We start from the raw sequence: 26,163 nt of genomic DNA, 5'->3' as shown, positions 1-26,163 counted from the left end.
GCAATTATGTTGCAATAACAACAATATAAAAATCAAAAATATGTCAACTACAATAGCAACAGAAAAGAAACTGGAAAAATCGACAGACTTCATGCCTATCAACGGTACCGATTACCTGGAGTTGTATGTAAGCAATTCCAAACAAGCCGCACATTATTACAAAACGGCATTTGGTTTTAAATCCTTGGCCTATAAAGGACTGGAAACGGGGAGTAGGGAACTCGAATCCTACGTAATTCAACAGGATAAAATAAGATTGGTGCTTACTTCGCCACTTAAAAGTGGAACTGATGTAGGAAAACACATAGATAAACATGGAGATGGTGTTAAAGTAACGGCACTTTGGGTAGATGATGCCACCCATGCCTATGAGGAAGCCGTGAAACGTGGTGCCAAGAGTTTTATGACACCCCAGGTCGAAAAAGATAAGGATGGCACTGTAGTACGTTCAGGTATACATACTTATGGAGAAGTGGTTCATATTTTTGTAGAACGTAAGGATTATAATGGTGTATTTCTACCAGGATATAGAAAATGGGAGTCCGATTATCAGCCAGAGCCCGTAGGATTAAAATTTGTGGATCACATGGTAGGGAATGTGGAAGAGGGTAAAATGAATTATTGGGTGAAGTTCTACGAAGAGGTCATGGGCTTTAAGCAAATTCTGTCTTTTGATGATAAGGATATTTCAACCGAGTTCACGGCCCTGATGAGTAAGGTAATGAGTAATGGCAATGGTCGTATTAAGTTCCCAATTAATGAGCCGGCTCCGGGCAAAAAGAAATCTCAAGTGGATGAATACTTGGAATTCTACGAAGGAGAAGGTGTGCAGCACATTGCCGTGGCTACCGATGATATTGTAAAAACGGTTTCCGACCTTAAAAGTAGGGGAGTAGAGTTTTTAACCGTTCCCACTACCTATTACGATGTTCTTACGGAACGGGTAGGTAAAATTGACGAGGATATAGACTCGCTAAGTAAGCTAGGGATTTTGGTGGATCGTGACGATGAAGGATACTTGTTGCAGATATTTACCAAGACCGTTCAAGCAAGACCCACGATGTTTTTTGAAATCATTCAAAGAAAAGGTGCCACTTCTTTTGGAAAGGGAAATTTCAAGGCATTGTTTGAGGCCATAGAACGTGAGCAGGAACTCAGAGGTACTTTGTAATACTACAAAATGAGTAACTTTAAAAGAAAGTAGTATACCAATTAAAATAGCTATTTATGCCCATATATCACAAACAAGGAAACATTCCTCCTAAACGACATACGCAGTTTCGTAGGCCGGATGGGGAACTATATTCTGAGCAGTTGTTCGGTACGATAGGTTTTGATGGCATGTCCTCTTTACTATACCACCATAACCGACCCACTATGGTAAAGGATATTATAAAGAGTACCGATGTTTCTCCAAAAATTGCCATGGAAAAGCACATACGATCGTTAAAACTAGTGAGTTTCAAAACGGAACCCAAGGATGATTTTTTGGAGGCAAGGGAGCCCTTGTTGGTGAATAACGATGTGCATATCGGTGTGGCCGCACCCAAGCTATCCATGACCGAATACTTTTATAAGAATGCTGATGCCGATGAGATGTTATTTATCCATAAAGGGTCCGGTGTACTACGTACCATTTTTGGGAAGATTCCTTTTGAGTACGGGGATTACTTAATTATACCTCGAGGGGTTATCTATCAGATTGATTTTGATTCTACCGAGAACCGTATTTTTTATGCGGAGTCATTTACCCCCATCTACACCCCAAAAAGATATCGAAATTGGTTTGGGCAGTTATTGGAGCATTCACCGTATTGTGAAAGGGATTATAAGTTACCTCAGGATTTGGAAACATATACCGATATGGACGAACACTTGATGAAGGTAAAAAAGCAAGGGGTGCTCCATGAAATGGTTTACGAAGGAAATCCGTTCGATGTAGTAGGATGGGACGGTTACAATTATCCCTACGGATTTTCCATTCATAATTTTGAACCCATAACCGGGAGAATACATCAACCACCACCGGTACATCAAACCTTTGAGACTTCGGCATTTGTTATTTGTTCCTTTGTACCTCGATTGTATGATTATCATCCAAAATCGATTCCAGCTCCCTATAACCATTCCAATATAGATTCCGATGAGGTCTTGTATTATGTGGATGGCGACTTTATGAGCCGAAACGGGGTAGCACCGGGCAATATATCATTGCATCCTGCCGGTATTCCACATGGCCCACATCCTGGAGCTGTAGAGCGGAGTATTGGGCAGCAAGGTTCTGAGGAACTTGCCGTAATGATAGATACTTTTAAACCTTTGATGGTGACCGAAAACGCTATGAAATTGGATGATGGGGACTACTATAAATCTTGGTTGAATTCATAAAACAGCATTGAGAATGAAGCTATTGTCTACTTGGGTCGAGGTCCCCAACGATTCCGATTTTTCGATTTATAATTTACCTTTCGGTATTTTCTCCGAGGATGGAAACCAACCAAGGGCCGGTATAGCTATTGGCTTGCAAATCATTGATTTGGCTGTTTTGGCAGAAGCCGATTTACTGGAAGTAGATAAACACTATTTTTTGAAACCCTTTCTGAATGATTTCATTGGATTGGGCAAGGGCATTACCAGTAAAGTACGTTTGGATATTCAACAGCTATTGTTGAATGAAAACTCTAGGTTGAAAGATTTACCCGAGGCCTTTGTGTATCAAAAGGATGCCACGATGCATCTTCCGGTAAAAATTGGGGACTATACGGACTTTTACAGTAGCCTAGAACATGCTACGAATGTAGGTAAAATGTTCCGAGACCCAGAAAATGCGCTTCTTCCCAATTGGAAGCACCTTCCCGTAGGGTATCATGGGAGAGCCTCTTCGATTGTAGTAAGCGGCACCCCTGTGCACAGGCCCATGGGTCAAATACTACCCAAAGGTGCTGAGGAACCATTTTTTCAAGCTTCTGGACGTTTGGATTTTGAATTGGAAATAGGGTTTATCGTGGGAAAAAGTACGAAACTAGGCGAACGGATTACTACGAAAAATGCAGCAGATCATATTTTTGGAATGGTCTTATTCAACGACTGGTCAGCCCGAGACATCCAGAAATGGGAATATGTACCTTTAGGTCCCTTTTTAGGAAAAAGTTTTGCTTCTTCCATGTCACCATGGATTGTAACTATGGAGGCCTTGGAGCCTTTTAAGGTACCTGGCCCGGAGCAAGATCCGGAGGTGTTGCCCTATTTAGCATATGAAGGAAATCACAACTACGATATTCAGTTGGAAGTGGGTATTCAACCTAAAAATGCAGCCGAAAAAGTGGTCAGTATTTCCAATTTCAAATATATGTATTGGAATATGTTACAGCAACTGGCGCATCATACGGTGAACGGATGTAATGTAAATGTAGGCGATGTAATGGCTTCTGGAACAATATCCGGAAAGGATGAATCCTCGTATGGCTCCATGTTGGAGCTATCTTGGGGCGGAAAGAAGTCGGTTCAAATGGGGGACGGTAGTGAACGTAGGTTTATTGAGGACCATGATACCGTAATCATGCGTGGACATGCAGAAAAAGGGAGGATACGCGTTGGATTTGGTGAAGTTAGAGGAACGCTATTACCCAGTACATAATTGAAAAAAAGGCTTTAGAAAGAAATGTAAGTAACGAATGAAAAAGCAAACGAACATGAAGACAATCGATCCAACTACTATTTCACAGCAAGAACTTCATGGCTATTTGTTATCCGCCGTAGCGCCAAGACCCATCTGTTTTGCCAGTACGATAGATAAGAACGGAAACGTAAATTTGAGCCCGTTCAGCTATTTCAACCTATTTAGTGTTAATCCGCCGATCATGGTTTTCTCACCATCCAGGAGGGGTAGGGACAATACCACCAAGCATACCTTGGATAACGTGTTAGAGATAAAGGAAACCGTTATCAATATCGTAAATTATGATATGGTGGAACAGATGTCACTCTCCAGCACGGAATATGAACATGGTGTCAATGAATTCGAAAAAGCTGGCTTTACCCAGGTTTCTAGTGATACTGTAAAACCACCCCGAGTAGGAGAGGCACCTGTTGCTTTTGAATGTACCGTAGAACAAGTAATTTCCTTAGGAGATGAAGGTGGCGCTGGAAACTTGGTTTTGGCCAAAGTGGTAAAGATTCATGTAAATGAAACCTTTTTAGATACTGAAGGCAAACTAGATACCCCTAAGTTGGATTTAGTGGCCCGTATGGGCGGAAATTGGTATTGTAGGGCAAATGGTGATGCACTTTTTGAAATCCCAAAACCCATTCGTAAGAAAGGAATAGGAGTGGATATGTTGCCCAAAAAGGTTCAGAATAGCAAGGTGCTTACAGGTAATAATTTGGGACGTTTGGGGAATTTAGAGGTATTGCCGACACAGGAATCCATGGATAGGGTAGCGGAGTTGCCCGAGGTCAAGGAATTGCTGGAAAGTACCGTTGATGAGGTCAGTATCCACAAACTGGCACAGCGATGGCTCGGCGAGAACAGAACGGAGGAAGCCCTGGCCTTACTACACTTATAAATACGCTAAGTGCTCTTAGAACGGTCCAAAATGGTATAAATTGCTGCTATTTCCTCGTATTAAGTACTGGTTTCTATTTCGTGCTATTCAATTTATAGGCAATGAGAACATTGCCAGGGATTTCCCCAAAAGACCCATAACCAGAATTCACATATAACATATCATCGTGAACTACTGGGGAAGGTCCGTCCAAGGAACCCCCTTTTCCCAAGACTCCATTTACGGTTTCATAAGGTTTAACAGTGTCATCATCCCAAAGTATTGCTCCTGTTTTACCGTGATAGGCCCGTATGTGACCATCAAGGGTGCCCGCAAAAACTACATCCTTAAGCGCAAGAGGTGCAGCTGAATTTGCTTGTATTTTTCCTTCTTCAGCGACAGGGGTTGGTTGGCTCCAGTTTACCTTTCCCGTGCCTACATTCAATGCATAAAGTCCTGGGCTAGCCTTTATGGACGGATTGCTTGAGTCTAACGCCAACACATTATCTGCATTAGGGGCATAAAGTTCCTTTCCGTCCGTTGCCATTCCCCAGTGTATACCACCTAAAGCACCCCCTTTTCCAATTCTAGTTTGCCAAATTATAGTTCCGTTTTCTGGATTTAGTGCATGAACCACTCCCGATTTTTGCCCTACAACCAAAATATCCTTTCCGTCTAGGGCTCCTTTGACGAGTATAGGGGCCATTCCAAAATCCAAATCTGGACCTTCATTTTCCGGGCAATTTGGGTTATCAGGGCATGCCAAATTCCAAGTGTCCTTTTCCGTAGCTTGATAAGACCAAACCAGTTCACCAGTTTCAAAATTCAGTGCCTGTATAGCGTCACTTGTTTCTGTGGGAGGGTCGGTATAGTTTTCACCTGTACCAAAATAGACCAGACCGCGTTCAATATCAATAGTTGGGCTTCCCCATACAATGGCACCCGATGGTCCAAAAAAAGATTTCCCATTACTTTTTTTACCACTTTCCTTCGCTTCCTCCTCAATTACCCGGTGTCTCCATTTAATGTCTCCAGAATTGGTGTCTAAGGAAACTACCTCGCCAGAAGAGGTGCAGCAATCAAATTCTGGATCTTGGGCAGAAAGAACTTCAAAGGAAGTTAGAGGTACAATCATTGAATTTTCAATTACGGCAACCGAACCTGTAACTGCAGACTGCGGATGCTTACCAGACCTTTGTTTCCATAACAGTTTACCTGTTTTTACATCTAGGGAATATACATTGGTAGTATAATCTGCAAAATAAACGTTCAATGGGTTTCCAACCACTGCAACTGCTCCTCTAATTGCTGCATCCGCCTGGAACTGCCAACCAATTTTACCCGTTTTTCGATTCAAACAATACACATTGCCAAACTCTCTACCCATAATCAACCAATCACCAACTACCGCAGGTTTACTTCTAACTTGGGTAGCTTGATCAAAACCAAAGACCCATTCTACTTCTAGGGTATTGACATTTTCCGCATTAATTTTAGAATCTTTTACATAGCCCGTACCTTCTAAATTACCGCCATGACCAGAAAAGTATGTTGGATTTTCCGGTAAAACAAAGGTGGTAAATGCTTCTTTTGGAAACTCGGTTTCTTTTAAAGAACGTTGGGTAAGAAATTCAGCGACAGCTCTTTTTTCAAGATCTGATAAACCAGCGGCCTGTGCCTTCATTTTACCACTAGTCAAGGAAGAAAATATTGATTTTGGACTCATTCGAGAGAGTTGGCCCACACTGGGCGCTTTTGACTTTACCGATGCGTTATTTGCATGGCATGAGTTGCAAGTAGTCGTGTAAACTGTTTTCCCAAGCGCATTGCTTTCTTTAGATACCCCAGCTATAATTTTAGAGGTTTTAGAATTTTCCTGGCAACCAATTAATAGGAATAAGGCAAGCAATAGAAAAGTTTGAAGTAAGGATTTCATAGTGGTTATTTACGGTTTGGTCAATTTTTCTTTTGTAAACGCACATAGGCGTAATAGGCAAAGTTCTTGATCGAATTAGTTTCCAAAATGTATTTACAAAACCTATTTACGATATTTGAAACTTAAATTAATGTAATTATCTGATTATATACCACTTACTTGGTTTTTTATTGTATTTGCAGTTGGGTGATTAACCCGAAACTCTTGAAACTTGGAAATTTCAGAGCTATAGACATTAGCTTTCCAAATAAAGGGCAGGAGTACCTTAAAATGGAGGTTGCTTTGGACCCGTTAAAGCTTCAGGGATTAGGAATCTTGAATAATTCCAATTTTTATGGAATGGGCAATGGCTGTTGCACTTGATTTGAAATAGCATGTGGGAATGTTATTATTTTCGATATGATCGAGCTTTGCTTGAATAGCTGATTTTTGATGTTTGGAAACCTGTCTCAAATAAACGGCTTTTATATTTTTGGGATAAGTAGCACTAATGCGTTCATAGATATCCGCATCTTTTTGTGAATCATCGCCCAATAGGATATACCGGTTGTTTGGGTAAAACGAAATGATGCTTTCTATTTTGTGGAATTTATGGTCATGGTTACCGCCGCCGGTTTTGAGAAAATCCAAAATCCCCGTCTTAATATCCTTAAGCTTGAGAACCGCTTTGGGCAATTTTTGCAATATCGAAAATTGGATTATAAAATAGTATAGGTTCCACTCGCTACTGGAAACAAAGAAGAATGAATTGGGACTTCCATCATGGACCTGGTTCCTTTCCAACGCCTTGTAATGGGCTACCACATCTACAAAGGTTTTTCGCTGGTGCACATTTCGTGTCAAAAGCACATATAGTTTTTTCCAGATCGTGCTGCTGTGCGAAACTAAAAATGTATCATCAATATCGGATATTACACTGATTCCCGTCTTGTAGGGCTTTCGCAGTTCCGAGGTTTCTATAATACCATACCGGTGGTTCTTGGGTTGGCATGTTATGGTATATGGATGCCACCCTGGAGGCAGTTCAAAAGAATAAGGCAATCTAAATTTGAAAAATCCATTCGCATTCGTTACTGAGCTTGCCGTTACGGATTTAAATTCAATGGTGACCTTAACGTTTTTCAAGGGGTTGATGCTGAACATTTTCCAGATAGAAAAGGTATGGTAAAGGCCGTTACGGTCTATTTTGTAATTGCCTGGACCCCAAGATTCGAAGATATGCCCATATACCACCAATTCGGTATCATTTGCATACCCCCTATATAATTGTAAATCTAATTTCATTTGATCGACCTTTACACCTGTACTTTCGGAAAATACTTAATTTTGGATAAACCATTTGTCCCTATGAGAAAGAATATATTGTTTGTCATTAATCCAATAGCAGGCGGGAACGATAAAGAGGAAATAATAGAGGCCGTAAAGCAAAGGGCGGAAGCATTAATGGTAGCATTGGAAATTTATAAAACCACCGGAGAGCAGGATGGAAAAAGAATAGCGAAAATAATAGAGCAATCCAATTTTTCAAGAATACTTATAGCAGGTGGTGATGGTACGGTAAGGGAAGTGGTAGATGCAATAAAGGACAAAGATATTTTGGTAGGTGTACTCCCTTGTGGTTCGGCAAACGGTCTAGCAACTAACTTGGATATCCCCGATGATTTGGAAGGGCAGTTAAAAATTGCCTTTGGAGAAGCATTTATGGTAATGGATATTCTTGAAGTGAATGGTCAAACCTGTTTGCATATCGCCGATATGGGAGTTAACGCTGCACTTATAGAAAATTATGAGGAATCCGATGTTCGAGGTAAGTTGGGTTATCTATTGCAGACTATTCCGACCTTGGCCCAAAGTAAATTTCCATTTTTTGTACATGTTGAAGCCAATGGGGAAAATCTCAGGGAAAAAGTGATTTTGGTCGCCATTGCGAATGCCAAAAAATTTGGTACGGGTGCCAACATAAACCCGACAGGTTTTATGGATGATGAACAGTTTGAGATATTGCTTTTTAAGAATTTCGATATTGCTGAAATTATCAAAACATTTTACGGGGATATATCCCAAAGTAAAGAATTTGTAACCACCATAAAAACAACAGAGGCCAGCATTAAATGCGAAGACTCCATTCCTTTTCAGGTAGATGGAGAGTTTATGGGCCATAAAAAAGTAGTACATGCGAAAATAAGACCTGAAAAATTAAAAGTATTGTGCGGCAGCTAAATTGTCTAGTTTAGAGGTAATTTGATTCTGTGTGGATAATCCGAAAATAGTGTTTTATGTTCCTTGGTAATCTCTACGTGGTGTAACAAAGACCCTATTTTCAAAGCAGTTAAACAAAAGTCTTTTTGAGGAAATTATATATAGGCGTATTGGTAATTTTAACTTTCAACCAAAATCATACGAAATGCCCATTATAGGAAGTGTTATTAAAGGACTTATAGATGTTACCGATACCATTGCAGGGGATGAAAACCCAATAGAAGAACAACAGAAAGTATTATCCTCATTACTGGAGCAAGCTTCAAAAACTCAATTTGGGGAAAAGTATGATTTTCAAGGGATTTTGGCGTCCGATAATATTGGGAAAAGTTTCTCGGAACAAGTTCCCTATTTTGATTATGAAAGTATCAACGATGCGTGGTGGTACAAACTTCATGAGGGTGAGGAAAATGTTACTTGGCCTGGCAACCCGGACTACTTTGCTTTAAGTTCAGGTACCACTGGAAAGACCAGCAAGCGCATTCCAGTAACCGAGGAAATGATCAAGGCCATCCGGTGGGCAGGAATTAAACAGGTCTTGGCATTGAGCAACTTTGATTTTCCGTCCGATTTTTTTGAGAAAGGAATTTTAATGCTCGGTAGTTCTACGGATCTGATCGAAAAGGAAGATCACTTAGAGGGTGAAATTAGTGGAATAAGCGCCAGTAATATTCCATCTTGGTTTAGGGGATACTATAAGCCAGGCGAAGAAATTGCTGAAATAGATGATTGGGACGAACGGGTTGAAAAAATTGTCGAAGAAGCTCCCAATTGGGACATTGGCGGATTAAGCGGTATCCCTTCTTGGATAGAGTTGATGTTAAAAGAAGTTATAAAATCACACAACTTAAACCATATACATGAAATTTGGCCAAACCTTGAAGTGTATACTTCCGGAGGTGTAGCTTTTGGCCCCTACGAAAAGAGTTTTAATGCCTTAATGGGAAGACCCATAACGGTAATTGATACCTATTTAGCTTCCGAAGGTTTCATTGCTTTTCAAAACAGGCCTGAAACGGATGCCATGAAGCTGGTGACCGACAACGGTATTTATTTTGAGTTTGTACCCTTTGATCCTGATTATATTTTGGAGGATGGATCCTTGGACCAGGATGCTCCATCCTTAACACTCGCAGAAGTTGAAAAAGGTCAAAACTATGTGCTTATCATAAGTACGGTAAGTGGCACTTGGCGTTACCTTATTGGTGATACCATAGAGTTTACCGATGTAGAACGCGCTGAAATAAAGATTACAGGAAGAACCAAATTTTTTCTGAACACTGTTGGTTCCCAATTATCCGTAAACAAGTTAGATGACGCACTTCAAGAACTGGAAAACAAACTAGATATCGAGGTACCCGAATATACGTTATGCGCCAAAAAATACGAGGATGGTTTTTATCATACTTGGTACTTGGGTTCCCATGCTGATGTAGACCCAAAGGAAGCTGCCAAAACGTTGGACACATCTTTAAAGGGTGCCAATAAAAATTATAAAGTGGCCCGTTCAAAGGCGCTAAAAGGAGTAAAAGTATTTATTGTGAAACCCGATGTTTTCTATGATTGGAATGATCAGAATAAGAAGAAAGGTGGGCAGGTTAAAATGGAAAGGGTTATGGGAGAGGAAAAATTTCAGGAATGGGAAGATTTTGTAGATAAACAAAGTTAGGTGGCGAAAGCTTAGTCTAGTAAGGCATCACGTTCATCAACCAATAACATGATTTCTTCCGGGCTCAAATAGAGCCTTTTTATTCTATTGATATACTTTTCCGAAAGCCCCGCTTTTTCCAAAATAAATTCCTTGGTGGCCAGGATATACTTCTCCATTCCATGATGAACTGCAAACGAATCCGCCCGACGTTCGGCATCCCTAATATAATTTTTAGAAGTAAGGTATTTAATGCCAAAACCTATTAGGTTTAAACCACTTCGTTCCTCAAAATCCATAATGTGGCCCAACTCGTGTCCTAACCATCCTATCATGATTTCGGAAGGCATATTCTTGGTCTGATATAGGGTATCCGCTATTTTAATATTTTCACTGATCAGTATCTTATACTTCCGTTTTCTCTTGTTTTTAAAAACACTCCAAAAAGCAGGTTGAGCCTGCATAGTAGATTTTTTTATGTGCTTTTTAAACTTAAATTCAATTGGAGTATTCTCAAGCTCAGGATAGTGTGATAGTGCCACCAATGCCTCCTGTTTTATTGCTTCAGGAATTATGTGTGGTTCTGTAGTTTTCATAAAGAGGTTTAGAATTAGAAATGAAAATAAAAGCAAAATATCAAGTTTTATAATAATGGGCTAAAGAATTTAGCAAGACCTTCCATAAACTTAAAGAAAATAGATCTCTTTTTAAATGCAACTAACTCTAATTGAATATTATTATTACAGTGGCCAAAAAATAATTCTTCTACTTTTTTAGCTATCTCCTTATCATAAATGAGCACATTGGTCTCAAAGTTATGTTCAAAGCTTCGGTAATCAAAATTACCCGAACCAACCGAAGCAATTTCTCCATCGATGACAATAACCTTGCTATGCGAAAAATCGGGCCTCAGGTATATATTGGCTCCCACATTCAATAGACCCTCGAATCCAGAAAACATACTGTACTTGGCCAAAAGGGAATCGGAATTTTTTGGGGTCAGAAGATTAACCTCAATTCCACTTAAAGCAGCGATTTGAAGGGCTTCCAGAACCGGTAATCCTGGAATAAAATAGGGATTGGCAATACAAATACTTTTTTTTGCAGCACTGATCATTGCCAAATATTGTTGCATAATGGCCGGATATTTGGAATCAGGTCCGCTTGAAACCACCTGTGCTATACTATCCCCAAAAGCATCGATTTTCGGAAAATATTTATCCTCTAAAAGGAGGTCCTCATCACTGGAGAAATGATAATCCTTAATAAAAACACGTTGTAGACTATTGACCACGGGCCCTTGCAGCTTTACATGAAGATCTTGCCAAAGCCCTAGCTCCGAAATGGATTTTATATATTTATCCGAAACGTTAAAGCCTCCAGTAAAACCCACTTTACCATCAATGACAACTATCTTCCTGTGATTTCGATAGTTAAGGGTGAACAAGAGATTTCCAAATTCAATGGGCATAGAGGAAAATACATGAACACCTAATTCCTTGAATCGTTTAACCACTTTTCCACGAATAGAATGGCTTCCCAGGGCGTCATACAACATTCGAATTTCCACACCTTCTTTGATCTTTTTTTCAAATAGTTCGTAAAATCGGTCCAAAAGGTCTCCTTTCTCCAGAATATAATATTGTAGATGGATAAATTTTTCCGCCTTTTCAATGGCATCAAAAATAGCTCCAAAGGCTTCCTCCCCATCATTAAGGAGTTCTATTTTATTGTTCTCGTAAGGAGCAAAATAACTATTCTCTCTAATAAGGGTAGCTATTTTATTGTGCTTGTAGTCTTCGAACTCGTGCACGCTTTTTTCTCCTCCCTTGAGCTCTTTGTAGGTTTCTGAATATAGTTTTCTTTTTTCGGTTTGTTTTAACCTAAAAAGTTTGAATTTTCGACGGTTGATACCAAAGAGGTAATAGAGAATAGGACCTAAAAAGGGTAGGATTATTATGGCTAAAGACCAGCTTATCATCTTGGTGGATCGCTTTCCATAAAAGATAATGTTGACAATACTCCAAAGAGTAACGGTCAAATAGGCTATCCATAATATGGTCTTCATTTAGTATCTTTAAGTGAAGAACAATATAATGTATTTTAATGGTGAATACCTACTTTAGTAGCGTTACGAATACTTTTAATTGGATATGAGCTAAGTTAGGGGCAGGAGGAGTACTAATTTTAAAAAATCAAACAAAATGGGAGTCATTGCAATGGATAAAAGACAGATTACTTTATACTACAGTTCGGAAAATTCTATAGGCAAACAAATACATGCCTACATACAATCTTCCAAGAAAAAAAACTTAGCTGTCGATGTTTCCAAAACCAATGTAACCGGAACCCAGTGGGCAGAATTGGCAGATGGGCTAGATAAAGAAATAAGAGATTTAGTGGCACAAGATCACCCTGATTTTTTAGAAACTTATGGGGAAAATAAGCAGGAGCTAGAGGAAAACGATTGGCTTAAAATTTTAGAGAAAGAACCACACCTGTTAAAATATCCAATTGCCCTTGACGGAGAAGACTATATAGAGCTTGAAAGCGCAGCTAGTTTTAAAAAATTCATGGAACCCGATAGTGCAGGCTTGAAGAAATCGTAATAATACGTATATTTAAATGGGTTGATATTTAATTTGACTTCTTCTGCTTAGTAGCTTATGAACTTTAAACGTATTATTAAATGGGCACTAGGTATTATCATTCTCTTTTCAGGATTGTATTTTTTAGCGGAATGGCAAATGAAAAAAGCCATTGTCGATTTCTTGGAACGTAAGGTGCCCAACCATATTCAATATTCCTATGATCAAGTAAACATTAGTCTTATTAAAGGCGATTTGGAGTTTAGGAACGCAGATGTAAATAGTACCGGACGCCAAACATCATCTTGTGAAATAAGAATACATTCCGATGAAATCCTTGTCAAAGGATTTAGTTATTGGCGATTCTTTTCAAAAGATGAAATCCATGCCCGCAAAATTGAATTGGATGAACCTTCATTAAACTTTAGAACCTGCTCAAAGGATACCACCAATATTTCGAAAGCAAACAAACCCATTAATCTCTTAAAACCAATTTCAGTAAACGAAATAGTATTTAAGAAGGGCAAAGTGGAAATATTGGATTCATCAGGGGAACAGAATCTTTTAAAAATTGAGACCATCGATTTTTCTATGAAGGATGTAGGCACGGATTCAATTCAAATTAAAGAATATATACCCTTCAAATTTCAAGATTATGATTTGACTTTTTCCAATATAAGTGGACCTGCGGGTGAATTTGAAGAGTTCTTTATTGGCGAATATAGTATGGATAACCAGACTATAGAAATTTTAGATTTTAGGTTCAACACAAAATATTCAAGAAAGGAATTAAGTGAAAAGATTCGGTATGAGCGGGATCACCTAAAATTGGAAGTGCCCTCTATTCTAATACAAAGGCACGATTTAGATGTGGTTAATGAAGTACTTTATCTAAATTTTGATTCCATCACCGTACAAAAGCCCATGTTTGATTTATATCGGGATAAAACCCTTTTGGATAATCAAATAAAAAGACCATTATACGCGGAACTTATCCGAGAATTACCCGTTAAACTTCAGATTAAGACCATTGCAATTGAAGAAGGCTATTTAGCTTATGAGGAAAATGCTCCCAACAATGCCAGACCGGGCATACTAACCTTTGAGGATTTGGGAGTTCATGTCTTAAACTTTTCAAATATGCAAAATAGTGAGGAAGTGGTAGCTATTAAAATTGACTCTAAATTCATGGGAAGCGGAATGTTTAAGTTGGATTGGAAGTTCAATGTATTTGATCCTAAAGAGGAGTTTATAGTATCCGGAGAGCTTAGCAACTTAAAAACTTCCAGTTTAAATGATTTTTTGGTACCCAACGCAAGGCTAAGGGCACAGGGAACTATTGACCAAATGTACTTTACGATGAGCGGAGGGGATTTTGTAGCCCAAGGAGATATTAAAATGAACTATGAGGATTTTAAAATACAACTACTGAATAAAGAACGCGACCATGTGAAAAAGATAATCTCGTTCCTAGGAAATTTGTTCATTAACGATGGTTCCAAGGCAGATAAGGACGGCTTTCGTTATGGAAATATCGAGGTTGAGAGAAACCAGAACAAATCATTTTTTAACTACTTATGGGTTGGTTTGGAAGATGGGCTAATTGATTTAATTACAGGTAGCGGTAAAAAGAAATAGGTGAATGACATAAAAAAGAGGGCTATAAAGCCCTCTTCAAAGTTAGTGTTTACACTATTTTAATGATCATCGGCAGCATCTTCAACAGCATCTTCAACTTCTTCAGCGCCCTCTTCAACTTCATCTCCAACTTCCTCTACACCATCTTCAATTTTTTCCCCTGTAGATTTTTCTTCTCTACAGCTCAATGCAACTCCTACTGTCATTAGACAAAAAAGGAACATTAGTATCGACTTTCTCATTATTTTCAATTTAAGATTAATAATTTATTAGTAGGCTGTTGTTTTTATATTACTTTTTTTCCTCTAATTAATGAGATTAGGAAAAGTACAATAAAAATGAAAAATAGCACCTTAGCTATTCCTGCAGCTCCAGCTGCAATACCACCAAAACCTAAAACTCCGGCTATAATGGCTAATATGATAAAAGTTATCGTCCAACGTAACATAATTGTGTGTTTAAGATTAATTATACTCAAGGGGCTATCCCTCTTTCTACTTTGGTAAAGATGAGATAAAACACTGAAACCTCTTTGTTGTATAAGGGGAATCATTGACTCATTCGAATATCACGTTTTTTTGAATGGTAAAATTGGCAAATAAAGGGTTTTGTGATATTCTTTAACCCAATTGGGTCATACTGTTTAACCCTATATGAAATTGTATTATCTTGTAGGCTTATGGCTTTAAAACATGGGTGAGAAGAGCGAGAAAGTAGAACTTAAGGACCTGAATGTGGTCGATGTGGTCAAAGATATTGCCAAGAGGTTGGGTGTGGACTATGAAGAGGAAAATAATGAGATATGTATTGACATTCCAGAAGATGCCGGAACGGGAACAATAAGGGCCATTTCATTCTCACATGGTGTGGGAATCATGGACTTGGACGTGCGTTTAAAAAAAGAGGTACATTTTGAATTGAACCAGTCCTTGGTACAGCCCTTGGAAATTCTTTATAACAGAGAATCTGCCTTCGTTCACAGATTTAATGGGAAAGAGGATTCTCATGATATTAGACATCTAGAAAGTGCTATGTTGTCCAGCAATAGCAAACACCGTAACATGGTTGTCTTACCCGCCAATGAACCTATTTGCTTCTTTAATCTTGAAATAAACCGTAAACTATTCGAGGAAAAGATAGGTGATTTTTTACCTGATATGGACTCTGAACTAGAAGCGTTATTCAGAGATGTTAATGGTGTGAACCTATTCTTTTACAAAGCGAATTATAGTCTGGATATTGCACAATGTATGGAGGCCATTAAGGAGTGCGAGCATACTGGCTTCCCCAAAAGTGTATTTATAGAAGGGAAATGTTATGAAATATTAGCGCATCACTTGAGACAATACGTAGATGATTCCTCTGATCCCGACAATAGAAAAATATTAAGGCAGGCTACGGTAAAGAAGCTGGAGGAAGCCGCTGAGATTATAGGAGCTGAACTTGATCAAGTAGATAATATCATCGCTTTGGCCAAAAGGGTGGGTCTTAATCAAAATACACTTCAAAATGGTTTTCAGCATTTATACGGTATGTCCGTAAACAATTACATTCAAAATGAGCGCATGCAACTGGCCAAGGGACTTTTGGAGAAAACCGATTTAAACATTACCGAGATTACGTATAAGATTGGAATTAACTCAAGAAGTTATTTTTCAAAACTCTTTAAGGAACGCTATTCCATGACTCCCTCTCAATACCTAAAAAGGCTAAACGCTTCTAAGGATAGTACTCCTACTAAATCCGCTTAAATAGTTGATTGTATGGGTTGTATAGAAGTATATTACCCATCTCTTTAACAAATTTTTTATTTGCAAAACGGCGCATTTGTGTTAACGATCGTTTCATAAATGTTAATGGATACGATCAAATTATAATTTCTTTGCGATAGTTGTTTTATAAAGAATAGCTATGAAAGAAATCGTTATTAAAAGTGTAAAGGATGAGGACATCCTCAATCAACTCAAGGAGCGCTTAGAAGGCACTCTGGAAGAACGTTGGGGTGAACGAACACTTTCTTTCGATAATGACTTAGGTAAAGGGGTTATTAGGAATATAGGCTTTGACTGGGGGGTATCTTTAATGGACAGTCAAATAACATTCTATGATGATACAAAAATTACCATTAAGTCAAAAGGTATTTCCCCGGTAGAGTTCATTTTTATATCCAAGGGCGCTATTACTTATAAGGAGGGCCACTTGGGCAATAAGTTTCAATTGGAGCAATATCAAAATATAATAATTTCACCAGAACGCTTTCAAGAAAAAAATTTCATCTTCCCTGCAAAAGAGGAATTAAAGGTAAACAGTATAAGAATATTCAAAAAAGAGTATTTAAAGAAGAAGAATAACAATGTATCCCACTTAAATGAATTGTTGCTTTCGGTATTCAACGATGATAAAAATAATATGCCCTATTCCCACGGGGGTAGCTATAGCTTGAAAATAGCGGACGAGGTCAAAGAGTTGAATAATGTTCATGATAGTGGTATTATGAGGACGCTTTCCATTGAGGGCAGAATCTATCTAATTCTTTCCCTTCAACTTTTGGAACATCACAACTCTGAAAGTGAAGGGAAAGTTCAAGAATCCATCTCTAAAGAGGATATTAAAAAGATACATCACCTTGCCGATTACATTATCGATAATATTTCTGGACCTATATCAGTGCAAGTATTATCTAGAAAATCAGGACTGAGTCCTAAAAAATTGCAGTTGGGTTTTAAGGTTTTATATTCTAAAACCGTGAATGAGTATGTAAGGCAATTAAAACTGGAAGTTTCCAGGGACTATATTAAAACTACGGACTTAACTATTTCCGAGATTGTATACCTGGTCGGGATAAAGAGTAGAAGTTATTTTTCAAAAATTTTCAATGAGGCCTACGGGGTCTTGCCTACCGAGTATAGAAAGCATTTAAAGTCATGAGAACCTTTAACCTAGTTCTTTACTAGGTACTTCAAAAGAGGCAAATAGGTTATTATTTATATCGTCAAAATTATAGAGCTCGTTCGAAATCGAAGTGGCTTTGAAATCTTGTTTAACGGGTCTTTTTAAAAGTTGTTTGATTCTCATCGGGCTCGTCTCCTGACTGAGCCATTCATCCCGTTCTTCGTTGGATATTGTAATTGGCATCGTATCTACAGTATTCTGAACTTGTTTTATAAAATCATCGGTTCGCCCTATTAAAATAGAGCAGGTGATGAACCCATCCTCTAAAATATTATAAACGCCCGCAAGGTAAAAAGGCTCCCCACTCTTTAGTTCAATTTTAAAAAAATAAAATTCCCCATTTTCAACAAGAGTAGTAAAGTAACCGGTAATCGGAATTAAACACCTCCGCTCTTTCATGGTTTCCGCATACCAAAGTTTGGAGTCCATGGATTCTTCGTGAAAATTAAGGGTATTGAAATTATTTTGAAACACACTCCAGTCATCAGTATGGCTCTCCGGAAGTAGCCCCCAGATGGCCAACGAAAGTTGATCTGGTTCTTCCATAGTAACAATTGGCAATGTTGCCTCGGTTAATCCGTGGATAATATTTTGGGGTCTATAAAGATTTGGATATTTAAAATAGGTCTTCGTCATCTTCTCCAATGTCTCCTTCGCCGCCGTATTCGATAATTTAAAATACATCTTCCTTCACTATTTTACACTTGCAAGTAAGTTAAATTACAGTACTGGTTTTGATGGAAACACCAAAAAATGTAACCCATTAGCAGTAAGTTGTTTAATTCGGCCAAATATGGGGGTTTTTGCCGTATTTCGTTAAATATTTATCTTATTTCGGCAAGGCTTCATTATAAGTCGCTTTATCTTTACTTTAGGGTAAAATCCTACAAAACCGTTAAATAATACCGATATGAAAAAAAGAAGAAGAAATGCTTTACAAGAGCTATATCTCTTAAATGAGAAGTTCAAAGGTGAAGTCACAAATGACAAGGGAGTTCCGGTGTTGGTTGTAGATCCATCTATTGGCTCAGGACAAATAAATGTAGTAAACCTGGAAAAGGGGCTCACTGCAATGGAATTTGATCTGTCCCTTAAAAAGGACTTTGAGCTACTTATGGACAAAAAAAATGACGAAACAGTATATTTGTTTTATTGCCTTAAGGGCAATTGTTTCCATAAATTCAGCGGACACGAAATTGTTACAAAGTTAGAGGAATTGCAAACTGCAGTTGTCTTTAATGATAACGAGCATACAACCAAACTCATTTTTAATAGGGAGGAGCACGTGGTATTTAATTGTCTTAGAGTAGATATCAAGGAATACCAAAAGGATATTGAGGCCTCGGATAGTGAAACACTGGTTTCTTTATTAAAATCCTATGATAAGGAAATAATGGGTCACCTGCATGTGGGCAAGTTTAATTTGGAGATTGGAGAACTGATTAAAAAATTGGACGAGGCAAAGTATGCCAACTCTATAGCCTCCTTGAGTTATTTTAATGGGGTTTGTCATATGATATTGGCAAAACAGATAGAGCAGTTTAAAAAAGACTTGGAAAAAGGTTTAAAACCTGCCACAACGCTCTTGAAGAAAGAATTGGAAATGATCAGCGAGGTAACGGACTATATTAACAATTATCCGGAGGCCGAGCACAGTATAAACAATATTTCCGAAAAATCTGGATTGTCTCCCTCAAAATTACAACTTGGTTTCAAGTTTATGCACGACGCCACTTTGGGGGAATATATTAGGTTGGTCAGGCTTAGGAAAGCTGAAGAATTGATTAGGACTACCGATTTAAATATTTCACAAGTCGTTTATTCGATTGGATTTACAAGTCGAAGCTATTTTTGTAAAATATTCAAAAAGAAATATAATTGTAGTCCAAAGACGTATAAGAAAAATGCAAATCGCATTCAATTGGAAAAAGAAAAGAAGGCCGCTTAGCCTTCTTTTTTTTCTTTTTCAAAACAATCTTTGGTTGTTTTAGGACAGGTCTTCCAATGTTTTTATATTGGTAAGACCATTTTCTATAGCCACTTTTTGACTTTTCAAAATAGATGAGGTGCTCGAGGGAAGCGAAGTTTCTTTAAGAACTTCGTCATATTCCTCTACGGCTGCTTTCTCACCTCGTATAGCCTCCTCTAACATGGATTCTGCATCGTCTGAGGTAAACATAGCTTTAACATCCATCCAGGCCCTATGCGCTTTTCCCGTTAAACTATCTCCCTTTTCCACTTTTTGTCCAAAGGCCGTTATTTCGCTCTTTAGCTCATGGCCAAAATCATAGCGTTGCTTGGCCTTATTCTCAAAATATGTCTTTAGGCCAACGTTTTCCGTATTGTTGGCGGCTTTTTTAAACCCTTTTTCCGCGTCGTAGGTTTTTTCTAAAATGTCATTTAGTTTATCTCCGACGGTTTCTGTGTATGTACTCATAATTAATTGTATTAAGTGATGGACCTTTTTCTTGGATGTAGGTCCTTTGACATCCTTTACTTAATTTGATAAAACTTATTCCTAAGTCTAAACGCCTCAAGTTTTTTTCTCTTTTCCTTTATTCGTTCAGAATCTTTCTGAACGCTTCCGTCCGTAATTAAATCCATATCAATCTGGATAAAGGATTCCTTGTTCTGTGAACTTTTCAGTTCAAGCTTTGAACTGGAATCATTGGTTTGGTGTAATACAGTTTCTTTTATAAATATGAGAATGAAACCAGAAGCCATTAGGATTGAAACTCCGCCGATAAATTCAACTATGGAAAGCATGTTCAATATTTTTCACAAAGCTAGTCGTTGGTTCATCTTTCTATTGGCTTTTTTAATCCTAGTTTTTGCTCATTCCGATACGGTCATTTTTTCAACTTTCCGGGTTAAAAAATTGAAGTCTAAAAATGGTATTAAGTCCAAAAAATTTGCAATTTCACAACCATAGTTAATATTCCAAATTGGTTTGAATTTGTGGGTTTACTCAAAGGCCTTCTTCCCATTGTCTTGTTCTCCAAAATAAATGGCAATGGGAAGCACAAGTTCGAATTCGAAACAGATTATATTTTAGAACATGATTACAAAGGGAACAGTTGTAAGTTGGCAATGGGGTAGTGGTACCGCTAAAGGAAAGGTCATGGATACTTATGATCATAAGATTACCAAGAAAATAAAGGGTACTGAGGTAACCAGAAATGGGGAGGAGGGCAACAAGGCCCTATATATTGAACAAGAAGATGGAGACCATGTTCTAAAAAGCGAGAGCGAAGTTGAAAAACAGGAGTAGTAGTAACGTACTGTTTTAACCTCGTTCGCTAATCGTTCTTTTTCGTTTCCTCTTCTGAAACTATTTTTAGCTGCTGTGGAAAATCCAATGTACGTATGGGGAACGGAATATTGATACCATTTTCATCAAATGCTTTTTTCACGGAAATCATAGCCTCTGTCTTGGCTTTTGCCACTTCGAGGGCAGATGTTGATTTTATCCAGAACCTGGTTTCAAAATTAATGGAACTATCACCAAACTCTTCATAGAGAAAGATGATATCGTCCTTTTGTTCAATGGATTCAAAATTTTTTAAAATTGTTTTCTTGACCAAATCCCTTACAAAAGTTAAATCGGATTCGTAACCTACACCACACCCCAGTATAACCCTAGATTGTGCGGTGGTAGAATAGTTTTTAATCGGGTTCTCCACGACCAATTTATTGGGAAGAAATACAAGATTGTTGTCCGGTTGTTTTAAGGTTACCGATCTTAAATCAAGATCTATAACCTCTCCCTCAAAACCATTACTTTCAATCCAATCTCCAAACTTTATATGTTTAATGTAAGACAATACGATACCGGAATACGTGTTTGCCAAAGCTCCCTGTAACGCCAAACCTACGGCCAACCCTACAACACCAGCCCCAGCTAGAACTGTATTTAGGGCTTTGCTGAGGTTTAGGATTCCCAATACTAAAAACAATCCCAATAATACGATAGCAATAGACGCTATTTTGGATAAAAGACTCCGCATGGAAGCCTGTAATTTTGTTTTTTCCAATAATCTGGCTACGCCTTTACTTATGTATCTAGAAATAATTACGGTGAAACCAAAAACGACTATGGCTATGATAATATTTGGCAAATTGAGAATGAGGGCATCAAACCAATCTTCTAGCTTTTCTATCATTTTTGACCAGGCTTCTGAAAATTTTTCGTTCATAATTCTTATGTTAAAAGGGTTATAGTAGAATAGTTCATTATAGATGAAAAAAAATGACTCACGTATGTTTTACCATACGAGAATCATCTTTCAACCAATCAACCAAAAATCTTATTTCTCGTAAATGACCTTGTAATCCTTCATTTCATTGTCAATCTCACTCATGTCACTTACATATTCATATTTACTATTGAACATGTTATCAGGTCTTTCTCCAACGATATAATATTTTACATCCAATTCTGGTGCATTCAAAACTACTTGGTCAGAAACTCTCATAGTTTTATCATCAATTGAAGTGTCCGTACTGGTTAATTCCGAAACGACAAACAATTTGTTTCCAGATGCATAAATTTTTCTAATATCCAAATTATGCTCGGTACCTGTAACTTCGGCTTCTGCCATAATGGTTCGTTCTTCTATCTCGGTGCTATCACCTTCTGGCATGTCAAAATCTATAAAAGGAACTTCAACTTCTTCCTCTTCCATTACTACGACTACTTTGGGTACGTTGACGGTTTTAGTGGTGGTACCCACGTCTACATCCGCCCAATTCACATCATATTCGGGTAATTCTCCTGCATCTGCCATGACATCTACATCTACCTCTGGCATTTCACCTTTTTCCTCTTTCTTTATATTACAACTTGTAATAAGAGCTCCCACTCCTATAATCAATATTAATTTCTTCATTATTACTCTTTTTTTAGGTTCTTAAATTCGATTCATTACAAAAATAACGGAGAAGACTTGTTTCCTTTTGCTGTATCCCAAGGATTCTTAACGGTAACAAAATCTGAGTGTTACATTGTTTATGTGGAATGGGTAAGGAATAATTATTTTTGTTTTTGAGCTACTAAATCTCCAATCAAAGAATTATGTTAGCATAATTAAACTGATTACGAAAATCCGAGTTAACATGGGTTTTTGTAGAACAAAATCCCAAATTCAACACAATAAATGAAAGCAACCCCTACTTTATTATGTATTCCTGATATAAGTGGTTTTACGGAATTTATGAGCGGAACAGATTTTGACCTAAGCTCTAAGGTGATCCCTACCCTTCTCAACAAAATAATCTATTCCAACAAAATTGGTCTCAAGGTTTCTGAAATCGAAGGAGACGCCGTTTTGTTCTTCAAAACAGGTAAAATGCCCCCCTTAAAAAAATTAATAGAACAGTGTGAAAGTTTCTACTTGGAATTTTACGAGCAGCTCGTAGTATTAAGAGAACAATTTAAGGAAGACAAGGACGCACCGGTAATTCCAGAAGTGTTGGGTCTGAAAATTATACTTCATTTTGGTGAGGAGGTGGCTGCGACCAAGGTAGGAAATCGCATAAAACTCTTTGGAGAGGATTTGATTATTGCTCACCGCCTTCTAAAGAACAAAATAAGAATGGATGAATACATCCTTTTAAGCGAAGGTCTTACCAAGTATTACGAAGAACACGATTTGGATACTGAATTTGATTGGGGGGTGCTAAAAAAGAATCATAATGAATATGACCACGTAGGTAAAATCCATTACCACTACATTAATTTAAAGCCCTTAGTAAAGAAATAACCATTTTCTTTGAGTTCATAAATTCCAAAAAGTTGAATTGCGTCAAGGGTTGATTCTAATGAGCCAAATGCAACAGCATGTTGTGGTTAATTTTGTTTTGAATACTAAACTATTAATCAAAAAAATACAAATATGAGCTATTTAGACATCGAAACAGAAAAAGTTGAACCGGTAGTGAAAGAGCTGAACGTTCTTTTGGCGAACTACAATATTTATTACCAAAATCTAAGGGGATTTCATTGGAACGTCTTGGGTAAAAATTTCTTTGATCTACACGAGAAATTCGAGGAACTCTACACCGATGCACGAATTAAAATCGATGAAATCGCGGAAAGAATCCTAACCTTAAGGCATCATCCGGAGAGTATGTTTACCGAATATTTTAAGTTATCGAAAGTTGAAGAAACATCATCTTTGACCAGTGACAGGAAAATGGTCGAGCATATACTAACAAACCATGAACTTATTCTAAAACAAATGAGTAAGGTAGTCAAAAAAGCAGAGGAGGCCGATGATGAGGGTACCATTGATATGATGGGCGGATATATTGCTAGTCTTGAAAAAGTTAGTTGGATGTTGGATGCATGGTCAAAGGATACCAGAGACCAGTTATGATTATCGTTAAACTATAATTAAAGGGTATAAGCTCCCATTGGGGAGCTTTTTTTATGCTCAGCTAGTCGTTACACCGTTTATAGAAGGTATCTCCATAAGAAAAGAATAAAATTTTTAATAAAAATCATAACTTGCATGTTATTCAAAATCAATTTTTTTGGTTGGGCTTTTATAATAAAGAATTCATGATATGATTGAGATTAAAACTACAGGAAGCTCAACAAGAGATAACGTAAGACAAATACAAACTCAAATAGGCGGGGACTTAACTGAAAGGTGGGGGGAATACACCTTAATAGTGAATAACGAAAATGCTACGGGAAAAATTCAATTTATTTCTTACGATTGGGGCGTAACCTTGTTGGAGTACAATATTACCTTCCATAAGGACGTAGTTTTTGAGAGTAATTATTCTGAATTTAATCCTATCCGTTTTTATTACTGTTTGGAAGGTCAATGCGCTCATCGTTTTAAAAATCAACCTGAAAGTGATATAAAAACCATTGAACAGTTTCAATCGGTAATTATTGCCAATACCGATGAAACAGCAAGTTTGGGATATTTTTCCAAAGGGGTAAAACTGGCTATCAATGTAATTCAAATTACAAGAAGGAAATTCTTAAAAAAGCGATTGAACGGTGTTGAGGAACTCAATAAAAAATTATATAAGGTTTTCATGGATACAGATCATGAAAAGCGCTTCTCCTATTTTGGTTCCTATAATCTTAAGTTGGCCAATAAAATATCAGCTTTAAGAAAAGTCCGGCATAACAATGGAATGATTAGAATTATGCAAATCGAAGGATTGGTTTATGAGATTCTGGCCATGCACATTGCACAGCACGAGAAGGAAAGCAAAAGTTCTTTGCCAACTACTTCCTTATTACGTCGGGAATTGAAAATAATCAGGGATATGGCAAACAAGATTGCACAGAATGTCTCTAAAGATTATACTTTGGAACAACTATCCAGGGCTTCCGGCCTTTCTCAAGCAAAACTTCAAGAGGGATTTAAACTGTTATACGCAAGAACAGTCACGGAATATATTAGGCATGTAAGGCTTGAAGCTGCCCGGGACTATTTAAGCAAATCGGACATGAATATTTCACAAGTTGTTTATTCTATCGGCTTTAGTAGCCGTAGTTATTTTTCAAAAATTTTCAAAAATAAATTTGGAATAAGTCCGAGTGAATTCCAAAATAATGTAAAAAGACCTTTATCTCTAGAGGTCGGTTCTTAATCCTATTTTATCGGAGTATTTTCTTTATTAGATATAGTATCCCGTATTTCTTAACAATTGAGATTGTAGTAGAAAGCCAATTGTAAGGGCTTAAATCTTCTTTAACCTCTTGCTTTAGACCTTTTAATTCTTCCAGTGCAATTTTTCGCTCAAGATCCAATCGTTGTAGGTCATATTCTATTTCTTCAAAATTATTATACATCTAACAAGAACATTATTAATTAAAGAATTTCTGCGACATTTTTTTTACAATAGCATTATCTATGTTTTTTCTTAATCTCCATAAAATAAGGACAATAAGAAAAAAAATACCTCCTACCAATAAAAAGGCGTAAATCAAACTATTCAATACTTCGGCAAGATAAAGTGTGCCGCCAATAGTTAAGAAGAGTAAACCTAGAAAGGCTAGGCTACCAAGAATGAACAATTTACTGAACATTCCGGTAGTAGATGCCAATTGGTGGAAAACCTTGAGTCTATAATACTCTTGAGTTTTTCTATAAAACTGCTCGCTTATATCTACAGCTTTATTCGATGTATTATTAAGCGATTCGAAAACCCCCATTTACGAAGTTTTTTGAAGTTTCTTGTTTTTGGCTTTTAATTCTGCCAGTTTAGATTCCAAAGTTGTAATAACGTCTTCCGTTTTATAGCTAACGTCAGACACTAAGGATTCTACCCTATGGTCTAGTGATTGTTTCTCCGTGGCAATGCTATTCGCTACCCTATCCTTTAAGATCATTGCATTTTCAGCTAAATGATCTTTAGTTTCGTTAGCTTTATCGGCAATTCTTTTTCTTGTGACTTCTCCCTTTTCCGGTGCATAAAGTATGCCCAAAGCAGCACCGATAGCAGAACCTGCGATGATTGCTAGGAGTGTATTTCCAGTATTATTACTCATAATGATTGATTTTTAGTTAAAATATGATGTCTTTCATCATTCTACCTTACAAAATTGCACTTAAATAACGGGTTGGCTTA

The 26,163-nt window shown here is 37.6% G+C and carries 28 protein-coding genes; 15 read left to right on the top strand and 13 right to left on the bottom strand.

Annotated elements, in window-relative coordinates:
* The first annotated feature begins 40 nt into the window (after window positions 1–40).
* The 4 genes from hppD to PP182_RS10160 are packed head-to-tail and all read left to right on the top strand — an operon-like array spanning window position 41 to window position 4,565.
* Window positions 41–1,171, top strand: a complete 1,131-nt coding sequence (gene hppD / locus PP182_RS10175) for a 4-hydroxyphenylpyruvate dioxygenase (protein WP_272651137.1) — start codon at window positions 41–43, stop codon at window positions 1,169–1,171.
* A 56-nt stretch (window positions 1,172–1,227) separates the two neighbouring features.
* Window positions 1,228–2,388, top strand: coding sequence for a homogentisate 1,2-dioxygenase (locus tag PP182_RS10170; RefSeq protein ID WP_272651136.1), 1,161 nt, complete (start codon window positions 1,228–1,230; stop codon window positions 2,386–2,388).
* Window positions 2,389–2,410: 22 nt separating this feature from the next.
* On the top strand, window positions 2,411–3,637 hold the full coding sequence (gene fahA / locus PP182_RS10165) for a fumarylacetoacetase (RefSeq protein WP_419197728.1): 1,227 nt from the start codon (window positions 2,411–2,413) through the stop codon (window positions 3,635–3,637).
* 55 nt (window positions 3,638–3,692) lie between these two features.
* The gene (locus tag PP182_RS10160) at window positions 3,693–4,565 is read left to right on the top strand and encodes a flavin reductase family protein (RefSeq protein ID WP_272651134.1); all 873 of its coding nucleotides are present in this window, start codon (window positions 3,693–3,695) and stop codon (window positions 4,563–4,565) included.
* A gap of 73 nt (window positions 4,566–4,638) precedes the next feature.
* Here the strand turns inward: PP182_RS10160 and PP182_RS10155 are convergent, their stop codons facing one another.
* Entirely contained in the window at window positions 4,639–6,480 is a 1,842-nt protein-coding gene (locus tag PP182_RS10155; protein ID WP_272651133.1) for an outer membrane protein assembly factor BamB family protein, read from the bottom strand.
* A gap of 306 nt (window positions 6,481–6,786) precedes the next feature.
* Window positions 6,787–7,764, bottom strand: a complete 978-nt coding sequence (locus tag PP182_RS10150) for an App1 family protein (protein ID WP_272651132.1) — start codon at window positions 7,762–7,764, stop codon at window positions 6,787–6,789.
* A 63-nt stretch (window positions 7,765–7,827) separates the two neighbouring features.
* Here PP182_RS10150 and PP182_RS10145 point away from each other — a divergent pair, with 63 nt between their 5' ends.
* Together PP182_RS10145 and PP182_RS10140 are read left to right on the top strand one after the other, a co-directional pair.
* Window positions 7,828–8,700, top strand: a complete 873-nt coding sequence (locus PP182_RS10145) for a diacylglycerol/lipid kinase family protein (protein ID WP_272651131.1) — start codon at window positions 7,828–7,830, stop codon at window positions 8,698–8,700.
* A 184-nt stretch (window positions 8,701–8,884) separates the two neighbouring features.
* On the top strand, window positions 8,885–10,408 hold the full coding sequence (locus PP182_RS10140; RefSeq protein ID WP_272651130.1) for a GH3 family domain-containing protein: 1,524 nt from the start codon (window positions 8,885–8,887) through the stop codon (window positions 10,406–10,408).
* 11 nt (window positions 10,409–10,419) lie between these two features.
* Here the strand turns inward: PP182_RS10140 and PP182_RS10135 are convergent, their stop codons facing one another.
* Entirely contained in the window at window positions 10,420–10,983 is a 564-nt protein-coding gene (locus tag PP182_RS10135; RefSeq protein WP_272651129.1) for a hypothetical protein, read from the bottom strand.
* A gap of 47 nt (window positions 10,984–11,030) precedes the next feature.
* Window positions 11,031–12,455, bottom strand: coding sequence for a cardiolipin synthase (cls, locus tag PP182_RS10130; protein WP_272651128.1), 1,425 nt, complete (start codon window positions 12,453–12,455; stop codon window positions 11,031–11,033).
* 136 nt (window positions 12,456–12,591) lie between these two features.
* Here cls and PP182_RS10125 point away from each other — a divergent pair, with 136 nt between their 5' ends.
* Together PP182_RS10125 and PP182_RS10120 are read left to right on the top strand one after the other, a co-directional pair.
* On the top strand, window positions 12,592–12,996 hold the full coding sequence (locus PP182_RS10125) for an arsenate reductase family protein (RefSeq protein ID WP_272651127.1): 405 nt from the start codon (window positions 12,592–12,594) through the stop codon (window positions 12,994–12,996).
* Window positions 12,997–13,053: 57 nt separating this feature from the next.
* Window positions 13,054–14,613, top strand: coding sequence for a hypothetical protein (locus PP182_RS10120; protein WP_272651126.1), 1,560 nt, complete (start codon window positions 13,054–13,056; stop codon window positions 14,611–14,613).
* Between the two features lie 59 nt (window positions 14,614–14,672).
* On the opposite strand, the gene PP182_RS10115 is transcribed toward PP182_RS10120, so the two are convergent.
* Window positions 14,673–14,855, bottom strand: a complete 183-nt coding sequence (locus PP182_RS10115; protein WP_272651125.1) for a hypothetical protein — start codon at window positions 14,853–14,855, stop codon at window positions 14,673–14,675.
* Window positions 14,856–14,899: 44 nt separating this feature from the next.
* Window positions 14,900–15,061: a DUF1328 domain-containing protein gene (locus tag PP182_RS10110; protein ID WP_272651124.1), complete on the bottom strand. Its 162-nt coding sequence runs from the start codon at window positions 15,059–15,061 to the stop codon at window positions 14,900–14,902.
* A 244-nt stretch (window positions 15,062–15,305) separates the two neighbouring features.
* Here PP182_RS10110 and PP182_RS10105 point away from each other — a divergent pair, with 244 nt between their 5' ends.
* Window positions 15,306–16,364: a helix-turn-helix domain-containing protein gene (locus PP182_RS10105; protein WP_272651123.1), complete on the top strand. Its 1,059-nt coding sequence runs from the start codon at window positions 15,306–15,308 to the stop codon at window positions 16,362–16,364.
* Between the two features lie 160 nt (window positions 16,365–16,524).
* The gene (locus PP182_RS10100) at window positions 16,525–17,541 is read left to right on the top strand and encodes a helix-turn-helix domain-containing protein (protein WP_272651122.1); all 1,017 of its coding nucleotides are present in this window, start codon (window positions 16,525–16,527) and stop codon (window positions 17,539–17,541) included.
* 6 nt (window positions 17,542–17,547) lie between these two features.
* Here the strand turns inward: PP182_RS10100 and PP182_RS10095 are convergent, their stop codons facing one another.
* Window positions 17,548–18,249 (bottom strand): SOS response-associated peptidase family protein, encoded by a 702-nt coding sequence (locus tag PP182_RS10095; protein ID WP_272651121.1) that lies wholly within the window; start codon window positions 18,247–18,249, stop codon window positions 17,548–17,550.
* 226 nt (window positions 18,250–18,475) lie between these two features.
* Here PP182_RS10095 and PP182_RS10090 point away from each other — a divergent pair, with 226 nt between their 5' ends.
* On the top strand, window positions 18,476–19,513 hold the full coding sequence (locus tag PP182_RS10090) for a helix-turn-helix transcriptional regulator (protein WP_272651120.1): 1,038 nt from the start codon (window positions 18,476–18,478) through the stop codon (window positions 19,511–19,513).
* A 39-nt stretch (window positions 19,514–19,552) separates the two neighbouring features.
* Here the strand turns inward: PP182_RS10090 and PP182_RS10085 are convergent, their stop codons facing one another.
* Window positions 19,553–20,002 (bottom strand): ferritin-like domain-containing protein, encoded by a 450-nt coding sequence (locus PP182_RS10085; protein WP_272651119.1) that lies wholly within the window; start codon window positions 20,000–20,002, stop codon window positions 19,553–19,555.
* Window positions 20,003–20,058: 56 nt separating this feature from the next.
* Window positions 20,059–20,331 carry a hypothetical protein gene (locus tag PP182_RS10080; RefSeq protein ID WP_272651118.1) on the bottom strand — a complete coding sequence of 91 codons (273 nt, stop codon included), beginning with the start codon at window positions 20,329–20,331 and terminating at the stop codon, window positions 20,059–20,061.
* 292 nt (window positions 20,332–20,623) lie between these two features.
* On the opposite strand from PP182_RS10080, the gene PP182_RS10075 reads away from it, so the two are divergent.
* A complete protein-coding gene (locus tag PP182_RS10075) occupies window positions 20,624–20,836 on the top strand; it encodes a DUF2945 domain-containing protein (RefSeq protein WP_272651117.1) in 213 nt (70 codons plus the stop codon).
* Between the two features lie 28 nt (window positions 20,837–20,864).
* On the opposite strand, the gene PP182_RS10070 is transcribed toward PP182_RS10075, so the two are convergent.
* Together PP182_RS10070 and PP182_RS10065 are read right to left on the bottom strand one after the other, a co-directional pair.
* Window positions 20,865–21,761, bottom strand: coding sequence for a mechanosensitive ion channel family protein (locus PP182_RS10070; RefSeq protein WP_272651116.1), 897 nt, complete (start codon window positions 21,759–21,761; stop codon window positions 20,865–20,867).
* Window positions 21,762–21,872: 111 nt separating this feature from the next.
* Complete coding sequence (locus PP182_RS10065) at window positions 21,873–22,454, bottom strand: hypothetical protein (protein WP_272651115.1); 582 nt, start codon at window positions 22,452–22,454, stop codon at window positions 21,873–21,875.
* Between the two features lie 267 nt (window positions 22,455–22,721).
* On the opposite strand from PP182_RS10065, the gene PP182_RS10060 reads away from it, so the two are divergent.
* The 3 genes from PP182_RS10060 to PP182_RS10050 all read left to right on the top strand — a co-directional run bounded on the left by PP182_RS10060 (window position 22,722) and on the right by PP182_RS10050 (window position 25,182).
* Complete coding sequence (locus tag PP182_RS10060) at window positions 22,722–23,327, top strand: DUF2652 domain-containing protein (RefSeq protein WP_272651114.1); 606 nt, start codon at window positions 22,722–22,724, stop codon at window positions 23,325–23,327.
* 132 nt (window positions 23,328–23,459) lie between these two features.
* On the top strand, window positions 23,460–23,942 hold the full coding sequence (locus PP182_RS10055) for a Dps family protein (protein ID WP_272651113.1): 483 nt from the start codon (window positions 23,460–23,462) through the stop codon (window positions 23,940–23,942).
* Window positions 23,943–24,132: 190 nt separating this feature from the next.
* Window positions 24,133–25,182, top strand: coding sequence for a helix-turn-helix transcriptional regulator (locus PP182_RS10050; protein WP_272651112.1), 1,050 nt, complete (start codon window positions 24,133–24,135; stop codon window positions 25,180–25,182).
* 217 nt (window positions 25,183–25,399) lie between these two features.
* Here PP182_RS10050 and PP182_RS10040 read toward each other — a convergent pair whose 3' ends face one another.
* Both PP182_RS10040 and PP182_RS10035 read right to left on the bottom strand, forming a co-directional pair.
* Window positions 25,400–25,747 (bottom strand): hypothetical protein, encoded by a 348-nt coding sequence (locus tag PP182_RS10040; RefSeq protein ID WP_272651110.1) that lies wholly within the window; start codon window positions 25,745–25,747, stop codon window positions 25,400–25,402.
* Entirely contained in the window at window positions 25,748–26,083 is a 336-nt protein-coding gene (locus tag PP182_RS10035) for a YtxH domain-containing protein (RefSeq protein WP_272651109.1), read from the bottom strand.
* Window positions 26,084–26,163 lie beyond the last annotated feature (80 nt).

The organism is Maribacter sp. PR1, assembly GCF_028464145.1.
GTDB lineage: Bacteria > Bacteroidota > Bacteroidia > Flavobacteriales > Flavobacteriaceae > Maribacter.
Note: the sequence above shows the minus strand (reverse complement) of the source record. Positions and strands in the feature narration are given on the sequence as shown.